At 71.4% G+C, this 16,483-nt stretch carries 10 protein-coding genes and 2 pseudogenes; 7 read left to right on the top strand and 5 right to left on the bottom strand.

Features of this window, described 5'->3' with window-relative positions; genetic code table 11:
- The first annotated feature begins 75 nt into the window (after positions 1-75).
- From ACWCQM_RS08145 to ACWCQM_RS08135, 3 genes and pseudogenes are all read left to right on the top strand, one after another.
- On the top strand, positions 76-1,215 hold the full coding sequence (locus tag ACWCQM_RS08145) for a PucR family transcriptional regulator (protein ID WP_450914466.1): 1,140 nt from the start codon (positions 76-78) through the stop codon (positions 1,213-1,215).
- 69 nt (positions 1,216-1,284) lie between these two features.
- Positions 1,285-1,383, top strand: a pseudogene (locus tag ACWCQM_RS08140) (transcriptional regulator); the annotation flags it as partial.
- 703 nt (positions 1,384-2,086) lie between these two features.
- Positions 2,087-2,245, top strand: a pseudogene (locus tag ACWCQM_RS08135) (DNA-binding protein); the annotation flags it as partial.
- A gap of 162 nt (positions 2,246-2,407) precedes the next feature.
- Here the strand turns inward: ACWCQM_RS08135 and ACWCQM_RS08130 are convergent.
- A complete protein-coding gene (locus tag ACWCQM_RS08130; RefSeq protein WP_450914465.1) occupies positions 2,408-2,779 on the bottom strand; it encodes a hypothetical protein in 372 nt (123 codons plus the stop codon).
- Between the two features lie 178 nt (positions 2,780-2,957).
- Between ACWCQM_RS08130 and ACWCQM_RS08125 the strand changes: the two genes are divergently transcribed.
- Entirely contained in the window at positions 2,958-3,269 is a 312-nt protein-coding gene (locus ACWCQM_RS08125) for an NIPSNAP family protein (protein ID WP_450914464.1), read from the top strand.
- 98 nt (positions 3,270-3,367) lie between these two features.
- Here ACWCQM_RS08125 and ACWCQM_RS08120 read toward each other — a convergent pair whose 3' ends face one another.
- The 4 genes from ACWCQM_RS08120 to ACWCQM_RS08105 all read right to left on the bottom strand — a co-directional run bounded on the left by ACWCQM_RS08120 (position 3,368) and on the right by ACWCQM_RS08105 (position 7,249).
- Positions 3,368-4,027 (bottom strand): response regulator, encoded by a 660-nt coding sequence (locus tag ACWCQM_RS08120; RefSeq protein WP_450914463.1) that lies wholly within the window; start codon positions 4,025-4,027, stop codon positions 3,368-3,370.
- Positions 4,024-5,127: a sensor histidine kinase gene (locus tag ACWCQM_RS08115; RefSeq protein WP_450914462.1), complete on the bottom strand. Its 1,104-nt coding sequence runs from the start codon at positions 5,125-5,127 to the stop codon at positions 4,024-4,026. The genes ACWCQM_RS08120 and ACWCQM_RS08115 overlap by 4 nt, the downstream gene beginning before the upstream one ends.
- Positions 5,124-5,759: a DUF998 domain-containing protein gene (locus ACWCQM_RS08110; protein ID WP_450914461.1), complete on the bottom strand. Its 636-nt coding sequence runs from the start codon at positions 5,757-5,759 to the stop codon at positions 5,124-5,126. Before ACWCQM_RS08110 ends, ACWCQM_RS08115 begins: the two co-directional genes overlap by 4 nt.
- Before the next feature lie 227 nt (positions 5,760-5,986).
- Positions 5,987-7,249 (bottom strand): phospholipase D-like domain-containing protein, encoded by a 1,263-nt coding sequence (locus tag ACWCQM_RS08105; protein WP_450914460.1) that lies wholly within the window; start codon positions 7,247-7,249, stop codon positions 5,987-5,989.
- A 303-nt stretch (positions 7,250-7,552) separates the two neighbouring features.
- Here ACWCQM_RS08105 and ACWCQM_RS08100 point away from each other — a divergent pair, with 303 nt between their 5' ends.
- The 3 genes from ACWCQM_RS08100 (at position 7,553) to ACWCQM_RS08090 (ending at position 16,478) form a co-directional block, all read left to right on the top strand.
- Entirely contained in the window at positions 7,553-10,123 is a 2,571-nt protein-coding gene (locus ACWCQM_RS08100) for a S8 family serine peptidase (RefSeq protein WP_450914459.1), read from the top strand.
- Entirely contained in the window at positions 10,123-13,029 is a 2,907-nt protein-coding gene (locus ACWCQM_RS08095; protein WP_450914458.1) for an FG-GAP-like repeat-containing protein, read from the top strand. Before ACWCQM_RS08100 ends, ACWCQM_RS08095 begins: the two co-directional genes overlap by 1 nt.
- 104 nt (positions 13,030-13,133) lie before the next feature.
- Complete coding sequence (locus ACWCQM_RS08090) at positions 13,134-16,478, top strand: ATP-binding protein (RefSeq protein WP_450914457.1); 3,345 nt, start codon at positions 13,134-13,136, stop codon at positions 16,476-16,478.
- Positions 16,479-16,483: the final 5 nt, after the last annotated feature.

Genomic DNA, 16,483 nt, shown 5'->3' with positions numbered 1-16,483 from the left:
GCTGTGCCTCCAGGCGTAAGGTCCTGACCACAGGACGTAAATCTGGTCGGCTGAATTGTTCGCAGGGAACAAAAAATGAGCTATGCAATCCGGAGGGCCAGCGAACTGACCCTGGATGAGACGACGGTCACCGCCCTTCGAGCCGCACTGAAGGCCACCGCCGACGAAGTCGTCCAGGCGATCATCGACGAGGTTCCTCCGTACGCCCGTGCCTTGTCGGGCCGCATGGGCGCCACCATCCGCCGAGCCGTCCGCACCGCCCTGGGGCACTACCTGGACCTTGCGAGCGGGAACGCCACGGGCGGCGACGCCGGGGACGCCGCCTACGAGCTGGGCCGCGGCGAGGTGCGCGACGGCCGTTCGATGGACGCCCTGCTCAGCGCCTACCGCGTCGGCGCCCGGGTCGCCTGGCGATGTCTGGCAGCGGGTGCCGTCCCCGCGGGTCTGCCCGCCGCCGAGGTCGCGAAGTTCGCCGAGCTGACCTTCGCCTACATCGACGAGCTCTCCGCCGCGAGCGCCGCGGGCCACGCCGACGAACTGGCCGCCCGGGGCAGAGCCCACGAGCGCCACCTGGAACACCTGGCCCGCGATCTCCTCGCCGGTGCGAGCCCGGACGCGCTGCTGGCCTCCGGCCGACGGGCCAGGTGGCAGCCTCCCGCTTCGCTGACCGCCGTTCTCCTGCCCGCCGCCCAGGCCCGGCCTGCCTACCGGACACTCGACCCGAACACCCTCGTCCTCGACGATCTACCGGATGACACCGGTGTGCTCCTCGTCCCCGACGCCGACCGATCACGTCTCCTACGGCAGCTGACCGACCGCGCCGCCGTGGTCGGCCCGGCCCGGCCATGGACCCACGCGTCCGCCTCGTACGCACGAGCCCTGCGCGCGCGCTCCCTTTCCTCCGACATTCGCGACACCGAGGACCACCTGCCCGACCTGGTGCTCAGCGCCGACGCGGAGGCGTTCGCAGACCTGCGCGTCCGAGCCCTCGCACCGTTGCAGACCCTGCCTGACGCGACCGCTCGACGGCTGGAGGAGACGTTGCGGGCGTGGCTGCTGCACCAGGGCAGACGGGACGAGGTCGCGGCGGCGTTGTTCGTCCACCCCCAGACGGTCCGGTACCGGATGTCGCAGCTCAGGGAGCTGTTTCCCGATCTCGCATCACCACACCGGGTCCTTGAACTGACGCTGGCGGTCGGTCTCCGGGGTCGCTGACGCTTCACCTGTCCACCGCCGCGTCCGCGAGCGTCCGGAGATCGTGCTCGTTCCCGGTGCCCAGCCGCTCGGCACGACGACCTGGTTCAGTACCTCGACCGGGTCCTTCTCGTCGATCTGTGGCCCACACTGCGCACACTGGTCAGCCGAGATGTCCGTGAAGTCTGAAGGAAGCGCTCTGGCGGCCGCCCGTACACACCGAGCACGGCTTGGTGTTGTCCGGTAGAGGGCCTCGGCGAGGCGCTCCGCGAAACCGATGACATCGGGGACAGGACGGCGGCTCAGCTCCTTGGCGAGGCGGTGGCAGCTCTCTTCGGTCACTGCGGCGTTCAGGGTGGCTGTCAGCGCCCAGTACTCGACCCATGTGATTCTCAGGGGCGCAGAATGCCAAGGCCGGTCCGCCATCGACGACGACGGACGGATGTGGTCGCACCCGGCCGTCCGCAGCAGCCGTCAGCAGCACCCCGCCCACGGCCAGGACGCCGCAACCGGACTCCTAGAGCGGGCTTCACGGCAGCCGGCGGCCGCGTCCAGCTGACGCAGGCCACGAGTGCGCTGCGGTCCTCGGTGAGGAACAGCAGGGTGAACCGTGTCCGATCGTCAGGATCGATCAGCGCTGTGCGCACAGGCCGGTCATGTTCCCTGATGAGTCGCACTGCTCGTTCCAGCCCAGGAGGTTCGATTCCGCGCATCCGCATGCGCTGAAGTCGGCGGCTGAAGACTCCGGCACGCGCACCGGTGGGTTGTACCCGCTCCTCCACCGAGTACGGGGCGCCGCTGCGGAGGGCGGCCAGAGCGGTCACGGTCGCCTCGTCGTCACCGACCAGCAGCGATTCCAGCTCATGCCGTTCCATGGTCCCCCCGTCCGGATCGTGCGGTGGTGGAGCCTGTCATCACCAAGCAGGCGGCGAAAGCGGCAGCGGAGCTGCTCAACGGTGCCGGACTGCACGGGCACAAGTACGCCATCGACGCCACGGTCGCCGAGGTCGCGCTCCGCCGGCCGAAGCCGGTCGCCCTGCTGACCTCCGACGGACCGGCTCAGGTCCTCATGCCGAATCCGTGCCGGATGCCTGGTCATCCGCCGCTTCACGGCGAGTGTCCTACGAGCTGTTCGAGGCCGGCCGCCACCTCACCCCTGCCACTCCCGGTCGAAGGGCTAGTAGAACACCGCGGCCGGCCCGGGTCGCTCGCCTCACCCCCGCCGGTGGCACGGGCAGAGTCGTCGGTGCGCGTCGGCCAGCGTGAAACCTTCTTCGTTCCACGAGCAGACCTCGAACCATGCCAGATACCCGTCCTCGGTGAACACCTGCACCTGGCCGACGGTCTCCTGCTTCGCGCCAAACACCTCCATGTCGCCAACCACCTGCGTACCCGTGAGGGCAGGTGCAGGGGCAACGGTCTCAGCGTCGAGGCTGAAGTACGTCGATCCGCAGCCGCACGCACAGCGCTTTTGTGCTCGCAGATGCCGAATCTGCATGCCGAGCTGGATGCCCGATGGAGCCGCTACAAAGCACATAGCGAGGTCCAGCACATGCGCAACGTCATCAGGCAAGGCTTCGATCACGGCCGCAACTTATCCGGACGCGTACAGTTCCCGGAAGCTCCAGGTGTGCAACGACCGTCACCTGCCTTGATCCTTGCCGGGCCTGGTTCGACCCGGTTCTTCACTTCCGCCACATCCCCCGGGGCCCGCACGGCTGGCCCGTACCCGCGCCGCTGGGAGCGCGAGGCATCATGCACGCATGATCACCATTCACCTGAAGTACGAGATCGACGCTGACAAGCTTGAGGATTTCGAGGAGTACGGGCGCCGCTGGGTCCGGCTCGTCAACCGGTTCGGCGGGACGCACCACGGCTACTTCCTGCCGAGTGAGGGCGACAGCGACATTGCCTACGCCCTGTTCTCCTTCCCCGGTCTGGCCGCGTACGAGCAGTACCGCACGGACAGCGTGTCCGACCCGGAGTGCCAGGAGGCCATCGAACTGGCTCGTGAGAGCCGCTGCATCAAGCGCTACGAGCGCCGGTTCCTCAGGCCGCTCGACGACCTGGCCTAGCCGACGGGGGCATGCGGCGCGATCCCGCCGAGCAGCCCCGAGCCTCCGCTCTTCCGCGAAGCCCCGGGTCGGGGACCCGGGGCTCTGTTCCTGTTCGCTCAGCGCTCGCCGGCGCGCGAGGCCCTGACGAGACCGTGCTCGTAGGCGGTGATGACCAGTTGCACGCGGTCACGCAGGCCCAGCTTGGTGATGGCCCGGGAGATGTGGGTCTTCGCTGTCAGCGGGCTGATCACGAGTGCGGCGGCGATCTCGTCGTTGGAGAGTCCTTCCGCCACCAGCCTGACCACCTCGTTCTCGCGCGCCGTCAGTGCGTCCAGGGCGGCGGTGGGCCGGGGGCGGTGGGCGAAGCGTTCGATGACGCGGCGGGTGACGCCCGGTGACAGCAGGGAGTCGCCCGCCGCGACGACCTCGACCGCCCGGCGCAGTTCGGGCGGTTCGACCTCCTTGGTGAGGAAGCCGCTCGCGCCTGCCCGTAGCGCCTCGAAGACGTGCTCGTCGGTGTCGAACGTGGTCAGGATGATCACCCTGGTCGTCGGCAGCTCGGCCAGGATGCGGCGGGTGGCCTCGATGCCGTCCATGCCCGGCATCCTGATGTCCATCAGCACGACGTCCGGCCCCAGCAGGGCGGCCTGCCGTACCGCCTCCTCCCCGGAGGCGGCCTCGCCTACGACGGCCAGGGCCTTGGCCCGGGCGAGCAGGCTGCGGAACCCCGCCCGCACGAGCGCCTGGTCGTCGGCGAGCAGCACACTGATGGTCATGGCGCCAAGCCTGTCACGTGGTCCGTCAGAGGCAGGACGGCCTGTACCGCGAAGCCACTGCCGGCTTCGACACGCAGGGTGCCCCCGAGGGCCGTGACGCGCTCGCGCATCCCGGTCAGGCCATGCCCCTCCGTGACGCCCGCTGTTGGGCGCCCGTCGTCGGTGACCTGCACCGCCAGGGTTCGCGGCCGGGCCTCTATCCGGATGGTGAGGCGCCCCGCGTCGGAGTGGCGCAGGGTGTTGACCACGGCCTCCTGGACGACCCGGTAGGCGGTGAGCGCCTGGGCCGCCGGAACGGCCTCGGGGTTGCCCTCCGAGACGTAGCGCACCTCCAGCCCGGCGGCCTCGGCCTGCGCGACCAGGCCGGCAACGGACTCCAGGCCGTGTTGCGGCACGTCGCGGAGCTCACCCACGAACGTCTTCAGGTCGGTCATGGCCTGCTTGCGCACGGCGATCGCGGTGCGCAGGGCGGCGCGCGCTTCCTCGGGCGAATCGTCCAGGGCCTCGACGGCGACGTTCAGGTGGACACCGACGACGGCCAGCGTATGGGCTACCACGTCGTGAACCTCCCGGGAGATGGTCAGGCGCTGCTCGACGAGCCGGGTCTGTTCCAGTTGCAGGAGACGGGCCTGGTGTTCGGCCCGCCAACGGCCGTACTGGTGCCAGGAACTCGCCGCAGCCGACACCAGGGCCAGCCAGAGCAGCTCGACGCCCCCTCGGGCGAGGACTTCGGAGGCGTCCAGCCCTTGCAGGGCCAGGCCGCATGCCAAGGTGAGGGCGCCGATGGCGGCGGCCCGGACCGGGCGGCTGAGCGCGGTGGTGAACAGGGCGAAGGTCAGAGGCCAGACGGCGCCGCCCTCGAACAGACCGGCACCTTGGTAGCCGACCAGCGCGGCGGCCGACAGGACGAGCACGAGCACGGGCCGGCGTCTGCGGACCAGCAGCAGGCCGCCCAGGATCACACCGAGGCCGAACGTGCCGTGCCACGACGGCGGTGCGCCCATCGCGGCGGGACCCGCACCGATGCCCACGGCGGTCAGCAGCGCCAGGGCCAGGTCCACCAGCCGGGGGTGCCACCCGGTCTGCGGACGGGGGCTCACTTGACGATGCCTGACGTCATGCGGCCCATCGTGCCCGACGCCGAGGGCCGGGACTCCGCCGATGTGGCGGCCAGTGCCAGCCAGGCGAGATTGAGGACGAGGAGGATTCGTTCGGCCAGACCCAGAGGAGCCGTGTGGGTGAGGGCCGCCCTGTCCACCATCGCCACGGCGAACAGCACGAAGGCCACCGACGACGCCCACGCGAGGACGGTCAGGCCGCGCGCCTTCGAGGCCCACGCCGGATCGCGCCGCCATACGACGGTCAGCCGGACGACAGCGGCCGCCAACGCGAGGAATCCCGCCCAGGCCGCCGCTCCGTGCACCCCGTCGGAGACCGAGGGGCTGCTCCAGTTGCCCGGCGGGTCCGCCGGAAAGACAGCGGCGACGAGTACGCATCCCGCCCAGCAGCGCAGCAGCCACCCACCCCATCGATCGCCGGTGACGCGGGCGGCAAGGGCCGCCGACCCGGCCGCGACCGCCAGGAGGCCGACGGTCACCAGCCAGCCGTGCGGCAGGTTGACGTACCTGCTGATCGTCTCGGCCAACGGGTCGTACCCCCTGTTGACCGCATCGGACACCGTGAAGGCGAGGACGGCGAGGGCGAAGCCCGCCAGAGAGAATGTCTTGGTCATGGGGCCAGACGGTAGGTCCGGCCTGCCCCCGGGAACATCGTCCCGGGCGCGTCATTCGAGCCTGCGCCAGCGGAGTACACGACTACTTCGATCGATGTACGCGAGGCGACGCCCGGCCGGTGGTCCGCTGTTCCACATCACCCCGGTGGGCAGCCCCTCCGCGGCGCCACCCCGTGCGGTAGGCGCACCGGTGTGCGCCTACCGCGCGGCGGCGGGTCCGGCCGCTTTCAGCTCTTGCAGACGGCCACGTTGTCGCTGGTGCCGGGCACGGCGGCGGACCGCGTGGTCTGGAAGTTGGCCTCGAACGCGTCGAAGACGGCCGGCGTGGTGATGCGCAGCAGGGCCTCGTCGTTGTTGCGCAGGGCCGGGCCGCTCCAGTTGTGGCTGCCGGTGAACAGCACCTTCTGGGCGGTGCCCGCGTACATGCCGTCGACCATCCAGTTCTTCGAGTGCACGATCAGGTTGGGCGTCGTGGAGTCGTCGTCGGCGTCGTGCTGGTAGCAGCGGTTGGTGATGCCGGAGACGCCGTGCAGGGCGCTCCAGGTGCCGGAGTCGGTCTCGCTGTAGACCAGGTCGACCAGGCAGCCCTGGCCCGCCAGGGTGCGCAGCTTGTCCGCGACGCCCTGGCGGGTGATCTTCAGCATCGCGGCATGGACGGTGGTGCGGCGCGCGGTGCCCGCGGAGTCGGTCCAGCGGCAGGTGATGTTGTCCATCGCGTTGACCACGGTGTCCGTTGTGTCGTCGCTGCCCGCGCGGGGGAAGAAGTAGTACTTGTAGTCGCCCGCGTTGCCGTACGTGTAGGACCAGGCGGTGCGGTTCTGGGCCGGGAGACGGGTGAAGTAGTCCACGTAGCCGTCGTACAGGGTGGCGTTGCCGACGGCGGTCACCGAACTGTTCCAGTATCGCTTGTAGTTGGACGGCGTCAGGTTCGAGGTCAGCTGGACGACGACGTTCTTCTGGGCGCCACCGCCGACGCTGCTCGCGAGCAGGAACTTGTTGTGGTTGATGCCCGTCGTCGCCGTACCGAGGCACGAGCGGCCCGTGGCGCACAGGGCCACCCAGGAGGCGGCGGAGGTGCTGGTGCCGAGGCTGCTCCTGAGGAGGTCGTAGGAGGCGCGGTACTCAAGGGTGGTCTCGTCGAGGACGACCTTGACGCTGACGCCGCGGGCCTTCGCGGCGCCGAGGTCCGCGGCGATCGTCTCGTCCCACAGGTGGTACATCGCGAGCCGCAGGACCGAGCCGCTGTCCGCGTTCGCGATCACGGAGCGGACGTGGGTGCGAATGGCCTCCTGTTCGGCGGTGCTGCCGGTCGGCTTGTTGAAGACCGGGCCGGCGGGGACGGTCGCCGCTGCGGCCGTTTGGGCGGGCGCGAGCAGCGCGGCCACGCAGGCGGTGACGGCGAGCAGCCCGCCGGCCGCACGCTTGCCCGGAGCGGAGGCGGACAACCGGGACAGGGGCCATGAACGGGTTCTGGCGAGCGTCGGTAACATCTTCGTTCTTCCTCATTCCTCGTACGTCCGCGCTGTGCGCCGCGGGGATCTTTTGGTTCGTCAAACCGGCTCAGACAACCATGACTTCAGCGCCATGGCACGTGCATGAAGGACTCCAAGGGGCGTTGTCGCGGTCGGTCACCCCGGCCCCGGGTCCTGCCGCCCTGTCGTTCCAGGACGAGCCGGCCCTTGAGGGTGTCGGCGTCGGCGGGGTGGGGAGAGCCGGACAGCTTGTAATGCTCAAGTAATGGCGGCTGTCTAGCGTCCGGGCTCCCCCCGTTCCGTTCCTGGAGGAGTGCAACGATGAGCGTGCCCCGACCACCCCGGCGCAGAGCCGCCATATGGGCGGCGGCCTCGCTGTCCGCAGCGGTCGCCCTGCTGGCCAGTCCCCTGACCGCCTCCGCCGACACCGCCACGCAGGCCGGCACCGGCGCCACGGTGGACAGCGCGCTGACGAGCGCGGTGAAGGGCGGCAAGGAGGCCACGTTCTTCGTCGTCCTCAAGGACAAGGCCGACCTGACGGCCGCCAGGAAGCAGAAGACGCACGCCAAGGCCGCCACGGCCGCGTACAAGGCGCTGCGGACGGCCGCCGAGGACAGCCAGAAGTCGCTCACCTCCTTCCTCGACAGGAAGAAGGTCGGTCACCAGGGCTACTGGATCGCCAACACGGTCCAGGTCACCGGTGACCAGGCCCTCGTCGACGAGCTCGCGAAGCGCTCGGACGTGGAATCGATCGTCAAGCGGAACGCGTTCAGGCTCGACGACATCGAGACCGACGGCAGCGGCGTCACGGCGTCGCGCACCACCTCGTCCGCGGACGGCGACGACACCCCCACGTGGGGCGTCTCCGACGTGAAGGCCGACCAGGTCTGGGACCAGTACGACGACCGCGGCGAGGGCATCGTCATCGCCAACGTCGACTCGGGCGTCCAGTACGACCACCCCGACCTGGTCGCGAACTACCGCGGCAACAACGGCGACGGCACCTTCAGCCACGACTACAACTTCTACGACCCGACCGGCGAGTGCGGCACCAGCGGCACCCCGTGCGACAACGCCGGCCACGGCACCCACACCATGGGCACGATGGTCGCCAAGAACGGCATCGGGGTCGCGCCGAACGCGAAGTGGATCGCCGCCAAGGGCTGCGCCTCGGACGTCTGTTACGACGACGACCTGCTGGCCGCCGGTCAGTGGATCCTCGCGCCGACCGACCGCAACGGCCAGAACCCGCGCCCGGACCTCGCCCCGAACATCGTCAACAACTCCTGGGGCTCCGACGACCCCGACACCCCCATGTACCAGGACATCCTCGACGCCTGGAACGCGGCGGGCATCTTCGAGGCGTTCGCGGCAGGCAACGACGGCAACGGCGTGACCTGCTCGACGACCCACCCGCCGGGTTCGATGAACTCGTCCTACGGTGTCGGCGCCTACGACGCGAGCGGCAAGATCGCCGGCTTCTCCGGATTCGGTCCCTCGCCGGTCGACGGCACGGCCAAGCCGAACATCTCCGCGCCGGGCGTGAACATCACTTCGACCTGGCCCGGTTCCTCGCACAACTCCATCCAGGGCACGTCGATGGCCACCCCGCACGTCGCCGGTTCGGTGGCGCTGCTGTGGTCGGCGGCCCCCTCGCTGATCGGCAGGATCGACGAGACCCGCGCGCTCCTGAACGAGGGCGCCCGTGACGTCGAGGACACGCGCTGCGGCGGCACCGCCGGCATGAACAACGTCTGGGGTGAGGGCAAGCTCGACATCCTCGCCTCCGTCGACAAGGCCCCGCACACGGCGGTGACGGTCTCCGGCAAGGTCACCGACAGGGCCACGGGCGCCGCGCTGCGGGGCTTCACCTTCCAGGCCACCGGTGGCCGCCAGGTCACCACCGGCGCGGACGGCGCGTACCGGCTGACGCTGCCCGCGGGCACGTACGACTTCACCGTCAGCGGCTACGGCTACACCGGCAGGACGGTCTCCGGCGTCACGCTGACGACCGGCACGCCGCTCACCCAGGACGTCGCGCTCGACGCCGTCCCGCGCCACGCCGTCACCGGCACCGTCCTCGACGTCACCGGCAAGCCGCTCGCCAAGGCGACCGTCTCCCTGACGGGCGTCCCCGTCGACTCCGTCACGACCGGCGCCGACGGCACGTACACGCTGCCCGAGGTCGCCGAGGGCGCGTACAACCTGAGCGTCACGCCCGCTGCCCCGGTCGTCTGCAACGGCGCCTACGCCGGCCGGCTCACGGTCGACGGCGCCGAGAGCGCCGACGTGAAGCTGCCGAACCGGACCGACGAGGGCGGCACCTACTCCTGCGCCCCCGTCGCCTCCTCCTGGATCAAGGGCTCGACCACCACCGGGCTCACCGGTGACGAGGACGCCAGGACGATCGGCCTGCCGTTCCCCGTGACGTACTACGGCGTGAAGTACACCAGCGCCTCCGTCACCACCAACGGCCTGGTCAACTTCCTCCAGCCGCGCCTGGGCGACTACGCCAACACCGCGTTGCCCACGGCCGCCAGGCCCAACGGCGTCGTCGCCGCCTTCTGGGACGACCTGGTCCTCGACAAGAAGTCGAGCGTGCAGACCGCCACCACCGGCAGGAGCGGCGCGCGGAAGTTCGCCGTCGTCTGGAACAACGCCTCCATCGCCGCGGACAGCTCGGTGCGCATCTCCTTCGAGGCCGTCTTCGACGAGGCCACCGGCGCCGTCACCCTGCAGTACAAGGGCATCGGCACCAGCGCCCTGCAGCGCGGCAGTTCGGCGACCACCGGCATCGAGAACCAGGCCGGCACCGACGCACTCGGCACCTCCTTCAAGCAGACCGTCCTCAGCGACGCCACCGCCATCCGCTTCACCCCGAAGGGCGTCTGATGAGAAACATCAACCGGCGGGGCCTGCGCCTGGCCTCCGTACTGATCGCATCCGGGCTCGCGCTGACCGTCGCCCCGGCCGTCCACGCCGACGACAACGGTCTCCTGACGCTCACCGAGAGCCAGGCCGCACAGCTGGCGCAGCATTCCATGCCCGACGTCTACGGGGACGGCGGCACGAGCCTGGAGCAGGCCACCGAGGACGCCGGCACGAGTGACAGCGACAGCTCCACCGCCGGCAGCGGGACCGACGCCGCCTCGCCCTGGAAGCTGACCAGGAAGTCCGCCGTCGAGGGCGCTCAGGGCATGGCGCAGACCTTCCCGGTCGGCGGCTCGAAGGGCGACTACTTCACCGTCAACAGCCTCACCCCGATCCAGCGCGTCGGCGCCGACGGCAAGCGGCTGTGGTCACGCGACTCGACGTCCCTGGACTCGGACTGGCAGGTCACCCCGACCCCCCGCGCCGTGAAGGAGCCCTACCCGGCCGCCGTGGTCATGGGCTTCAACGCCGTCGACCCGTTCTCCCCGACCTCGGACAACGGCGTCACCACGGGCGACCTGACCGGTGACGGCGTCGACGACATCGTCTTCACCGCGAAGTCCGGCGTGAACCCGTACCGGCCCTTCACCTCGCCGGGCTCCACGCTGCCCAACGGCACCTTCGTCACGATCCTCGACGGCGCCACCGGCAAGACGCTCTGGTCGAAGCTGTTCGCCGCCGCGTACAACATCAAGCTGGTCGGCAGGACTCTGGTCGTCGCGGATTCCGCGTACGACAACATGAACTCGCCGGCCGATGCGAAGACCACGCTGAACGGCTTCCGGTTCGACCACGCCGACGGCAAGCTCACCCCGTCGCAGATGTGGACGTATGACGCCGGCACCTACACCGGTGTCCAGTGGGGCGCGCTGGAGCCGGTCGGCGGCGGCCTGCTCGCCGCCTCCTGGAACCAGGCCAAGCGCTACGCGCCCGACAACGCCGCCGGCGGCCACGCCCTGGTGATCGACACCGAGGACGGCAGCGTCAAGTGGGCCAAGGGCGGCAGCCTCTACGTGCGTCAGCTGCACCTGGACGCCGCGCGCGGCCGGATCGTGGCCCTGGAGCAGTCGGACTACGCCGACGGCGTGAAGTACGAGCTCAGCACGTACGCACCCGGTGACGGCACCCGTACCTCCCTCAGCGAGCGGATCAACGCGTTCCCGCTCGACCTCGAGGTCGGCGACATCCAGGGCCGCTCCAAGCCGGAGTACACGGTCAGCGAGTCGACCATCGACGACAGCCTGTCGATGAACACCAACAGCGTCCGCGCGCTGAAGGGCGACGACGCGAGCCTGCTGTGGGCCCGCACCCTCAAGCGGCCCGAGGACCAGGTCGACGGGGACCTGGCCTCCGTCTGGGGCCTCCAGGCCGTCGACGGCAAGCTCATCGCCTCGGCCATGGACGACAGGGACAGCACGACCGCCGAGAACCGCTACTCCAACCACTACGCCCGGATCACGGCGTTCGACGGCGCCGACGGCGACGTGAAGTGGGAGAAACGCGGCACCGTCGGCTCGATGCTGGGCGGCCAGCTGTTCGAGAAGAACGGCGACTGGCGGCTGCGCACCACGGACACCGACCAGAACGTCCGGACGTACAGGGTCGGCAACGGCAAGCAGGAGAGCGTCCAGCCGGTCGAGGGCATCCCCTACACCGCCGTCGCGACGGACATCAACGGCGACAAGAAGCAGGATGTCGTCGTCGGCGGCTCCTCCGCGGGCCTGTACGCCTACGACGGCCCGTCCCTGGTCTCCGGCACGCCCGAGCGGCTGTGGGCGGCGACGATGCCCGGCCGGGTCGTGCAGGTCGTCAAGGCCGACACCACCGGTGACGGCCGTGACGAGATCGTCGTCGCCGCCAGTGAGGGCGTCGCGATCGTCGACGCCCGTACCGGAAAGGTACTCACCACCATCCAGGCCGCGGCCGGCGAATACGTGCGCAACGTCGTCGCGTCGGACCTCGACGGTGACCGTGCCGCGGAGATCGCCGTCGCGACCGACAAGGTGCGCGCCTACGAGGGCAACGGCTCCCTGAAGTGGGAGTACGCGGTCCCGTCGGAGATCGGCACCCCGGCCTTCGCGGACCTGTCCGCGAACGACGGCAAGGTCTACGCGCAGTACCAGACCCGCGGCAAGAGCCCGACCGCTCCGGTCTCCGTCGGCGGCGTCGCCCTGAACGGCAGGAACGGCACCGCTGTCTGGAACTTCACCCCGGAGGCGCCTGCGACCAGCACCGGCTCCGTGCTCGGCATCCCGCTGCGGGCCGGCACCTTCGCCTCGAAGGACATCCCGTACGCCGACGGACACGCCGTGGTCTTCACGTACGTCGTCCGCGGGAACTCCGAGCAGTCCCCGCCGAACCAGCTGACCAACATGGTCCAGATCCGCGACGGCCGTACCGGCGACCTGCTGCACGAGCGCAAGGCGGGTGGGTACGCCACGCTCGCCAACTGGCTCACCGGTCCCGACGGACTGACCGAGGCCAGCCTGGTCTCGCTGCGCACCGACGGGCCGAACGGCAAGGAGTACAAGCTGAACACGCTGGCCGAGGTCCGCAGCTCGTCCTTCGCCACCGGTCCGGACGGCGCCCGCATCGTGGTGTCGAGCGGCACCCAGGTGCTGAACCTGTACCCCGCCTCCGTCCTGACGTCCGGCGTGAACTACCCGGCGGCCACCGTCTCCACCGGCATGACCGGCTCCCGGGAGCACTTCGTGGCCGACCTCGACGGTGACGGGAAGGACGAGGTCGTCCTGCTCGCCTTCGACGACTACGGTGTCGACCGCACTGCCGGACTGACCGGCGGCGAGGTCTCCGGCCGGTACACGGCGATCCGCTCGGCGGCCACCTGGACCATCGACAAGGCCTGACGGCCCGATGTGCCGGCGGGTCCGTGCCGGCACGGGCCCGTCGTACCGGCCCCCTGGGCCTTGCCCAGGGGGCCGGCGGGCTGCCGGGCTACAGTGGCTGCCCAATGAACGCGCAGCCCACTCCGCCCGGCGCCGGACCGGATGCGCCGCTGCTGCGCCTGCACCTGCTCGGCGGTTTCCGTGCCACCCGCGACAGCGGTCCCGCACCCGCCGAACGCTGGCCCCGGCTGACCGGCCGGACCGTCGTCAAGCTGCTCGCCGTCTCCCCGGGCCACCGGCTCCAGCGGGAGCAGGTCATGGACCTGTGCTGGCCGGACGCCGGCCCGCAGACGGCACCCAACAACCTGCGCGTCGCGCTGCACGCCGCGCGGCGGGCCCTGGAACCCGAGCTCGCGCGGCGCGCCACCTCGTCGTACCTCATATCCGACGGGGCGTTGTTGCTCCTCGACCCCGCCACCGTGTGGGTCGACGCGGATCACGTCGAGGAGGCCGCGCTGTCCGCGCTGGCCTCCCGGGACGTGACCGCACTGGAGAACGCGTCGGAGCGGTTCGAGGGCGGGCTCCTGCCCGAGGACCCGTACGCGAGCTGGGCCGATGCGCGGCGCACGCGGCTCACGGCCCTCCAGGTCGAGGTGGGTCTCGCCCTCGCCACCACGCACCTGGCGCACGGGGACCTGCCGCAGGCCGCGGCGGCGGCCGAGCGGGTGCTGAAGGCCAACCCCGCCGAGGAGGGCGCCCACCGGACCCTCATGGACATCGCTCTGCGGCAGGGGATGCGCCGCCAGGCACTGCGCCAGTACCACCTGTGCCGGGACGCCCTCGACGCGGAGCTGGGGGTGCGCCCCGGGCCGGAGACCGAGCGGCTGCACCGGGCCGCGCTCACCACCGCCCCCACGCCGACCGCCACCGGGCCCGCCCTGCCCGCGCCGCTGCGGGGGATCGCCGTGGCACCGCTGCGCGGGCGGGACGACGCACTCCGCAGCCTCCTCGCCGACGGCGGTCCGCCGGTGAGGCTGCTCACCGGCGAACCCGGCATGGGCAAGACCCGGCTGGTGGCCGAGGCGGCACGACGGGCCGCGGGCTCCGGCACCGCCGTGCTGTGGGGGGCCGGGCACGACGCGGAGGGTCACACCCCCTACGGGGCGTTCGCCGAGGCGCTCGACGGCTGGCTCGCCGAGCGGGGGGTGGCCGAGCGCGCCCGGATCGGCGCCGAGTACCCCGACCTGGCCGCGTTCCTGCCGTCCCTGGGTCAGATCAGCGGGTTCGGGGAACGCAGCCCCGAGGAGGAACGCGACCGGCTGTTCCGGGCGGCCACCGGGCTGCTCGGCGAGCTGACCGCCCACCGTCCGGTCCTGGTGGTCCTGGACGATCTGCACGCCGCGGACTCCGGCTCGTACCAGCTGCTGAGCCATCTGGCACGGCGGGCCGCCGGGCCGGGGAGCCGCCTGCGGTTCCTGGTGACGTACCGCGAGGAGGAACTGCCGGACACCGATCCGCGACGCGCGGACCTGACCCTCCTGGTGCGCCAAGGGCTCGCCGTGCCGCACGACTTGGAGAGGCTCGGGAAGGAGGCCTGCCTGGCCGTTGCCCGGGACGCGGTCGGGGCCGCCGCGCCGCTGGACCGCGTCTGGGAGCTGTCCCTCGGCAATCCGCTGTTCGCCGTGGAACTGGCCCGCGCGCTCGCGGACACCCCCGAGGAGGGTGCCGCGCCCGAAGGCGTACGGCAGCTGGTGGCCGAGCGCCTCGCGCGGCTCGACCCGGATGCCCGGCGCCTCGTCGAGGCACTGTCCGTCGCGGGCTCCGAGACGGCGTCGTCCGAACTGCTCGACGTCGCCGCGCAAGGACTGCACCCGCCGGTGACCGGAGCCGCCGCGACCGTCGCCCTGGAACGGGCGATCGGCGCCGCGCTCATCGAGGAGCGGCCCGTCGTGGCGTCCGGGCGGCATGTGCCCGGCCTCGCCTTCCGCCATCCGCTGGTCCGCCTCACCTGCTACGAAGGGCTCACCACCGTACGGCGCATGCAGCTGCACAAGGCGTTCGCGCACGCGGTGCGGCAGCGCAGGCCCGACGCCGTCGACACCCTCGCCTCGCACTTCACGCGGGCCGACGACCCGCTGGCCGCCGAATATCTGCGGCTCGCGGCGGAGCGTGCCTCGGCCCTCTACGCCAACGACACCGCCGACCGCTACTACCAGGACCTCGTGGTCCGCCTCGATGTGGACGCGGCCCGCACCCGGCTCGCGCACGCCCAGGTGCTGCGCCGCATGGGCCGGTTCGACCGGGCGGCCGAGGCGCTGCGGAGCGCGCTCGACGAGTTCGTACGGCGCGGCGACCACGACCGCGCCGTGCTGGCCGCGGGCTATCTGGCCGAGAGCCTGGTCAGGGCGAAGGACTCCGCCGCCGGGCGGCAGATCCTGCACGGCCACCGGGCGACCGCGGACACCGCGCCCGAACCGGCGGCCGTCCACCACCTGGCCCTCTCCCTGGTCTGCTGCTACGAAGGAAGCTACGACGACGGGTACGCCGCCGCCCGCCTGGCCCTCCCCGCCGCCGAGCAGGTGCCCGGCGCGGCGGGGCAGGGGCTGCTCGCCCGCGCCTACACCCTGCTGGCCAGCAATCTGGGCCTGGCCGGCCACTTCGAACGGGCCCGCGAGGCCGGCGACCGGGCGCTGGAGCCCGCCGAGGCGTACGGCGACCCGCAACTGCTCGGCACGGTGCTGTCGACACTGCGGGAGAACGCCCGGCGCGCCGGGCGGCTGCACGAGGCCGTCGGACTCGGCAGGCGCGCCCTCGACCTCGCCGAGCACTCCGGGGATCCGGCGGCCATCGCGTTCGAGCGGGCGAACCTGGCGGAACTCCATCTGCTCCTGGAGGAGACGCCCCCGGCCGCGGCCCTCGCGGACGCCGCGGTGACCGGAGCCGAGGCGGACGGCAGCTGGTGTCTCCCCTACGCCCTGACCGCACAGGCCCGCGTACTGCTGCGCACCGGCGACCTGGCGGGCGCCGTGGCTGTCCTGGACCGCGCCGAGCGGATCGCCACCACCCTGGAGGACCGCCAGGCCGCGTACGAGGTGAGCACGGCACGCGCCGAACTCGCCCTGCTCGCACACCGCCCGGACGAGGCACTGGCCGCACTCGACGGCCATGCCACCGCCGCGCCGGCCCTGACCGCCTGGGCCCATCTCCTCGCCGGTCAGGCCGAGTCGGCGCTCCGCATCGCCCGCGCCGAGACGGAACGTGCCACCCGCTCCGGAGAGCGCCTCGCCGAGGTGGAGGCCCGCACGGCACTCGGCGCCTGCCTGTCCCGCCTGTCCCGTACGCAGGAGGGCGAGGAGGAGCTGGCGCACGCCTCGTCGCTCGCCACCGCACTGCCCTACCCGGCCTGGGCCGGCCGTCTGGGACGGGCCCGGAAGCTGCTGGGCGAGACCGAGGCGCCGGCGCGGCCGTAGCGCCT

The organism is Streptomyces sp. NPDC002125, from assembly GCF_053593715.1.
The sequence above is the reverse complement of the archived record's forward strand: the minus strand, read 5'-3'. Positions and strand labels throughout refer to the sequence as shown.

Excerpts from the sequence above, each read along its gene's own strand:
- ACWCQM_RS08145 (WP_450914466.1), top strand. The coding sequence starts at position 76 with ATGAGCTATGCAATCCGGAGGGCCAGCGAACTGACCCTGGATGAGACG.
- ACWCQM_RS08125 (WP_450914464.1), top strand. The coding sequence starts at position 2,958 with ATGATCACCATTCACCTGAAGTACGAGATCGACGCTGACAAGCTTGAG.
- ACWCQM_RS08120 (WP_450914463.1), bottom strand. The coding sequence starts at position 4,027 with ATGACCATCAGTGTGCTGCTCGCCGACGACCAGGCGCTCGTGCGGGCG.
- ACWCQM_RS08110 (WP_450914461.1), bottom strand. The coding sequence starts at position 5,759 with ATGACCAAGACATTCTCTCTGGCGGGCTTCGCCCTCGCCGTCCTCGCC.
- ACWCQM_RS08105 (WP_450914460.1), bottom strand. The coding sequence starts at position 7,249 with ATGTTACCGACGCTCGCCAGAACCCGTTCATGGCCCCTGTCCCGGTTG.
- ACWCQM_RS08100 (WP_450914459.1), top strand. The coding sequence starts at position 7,553 with ATGAGCGTGCCCCGACCACCCCGGCGCAGAGCCGCCATATGGGCGGCG.
- ACWCQM_RS08095 (WP_450914458.1), top strand. The coding sequence starts at position 10,123 with ATGAGAAACATCAACCGGCGGGGCCTGCGCCTGGCCTCCGTACTGATC.
- ACWCQM_RS08090 (WP_450914457.1), top strand. The coding sequence starts at position 13,134 with ATGAACGCGCAGCCCACTCCGCCCGGCGCCGGACCGGATGCGCCGCTG.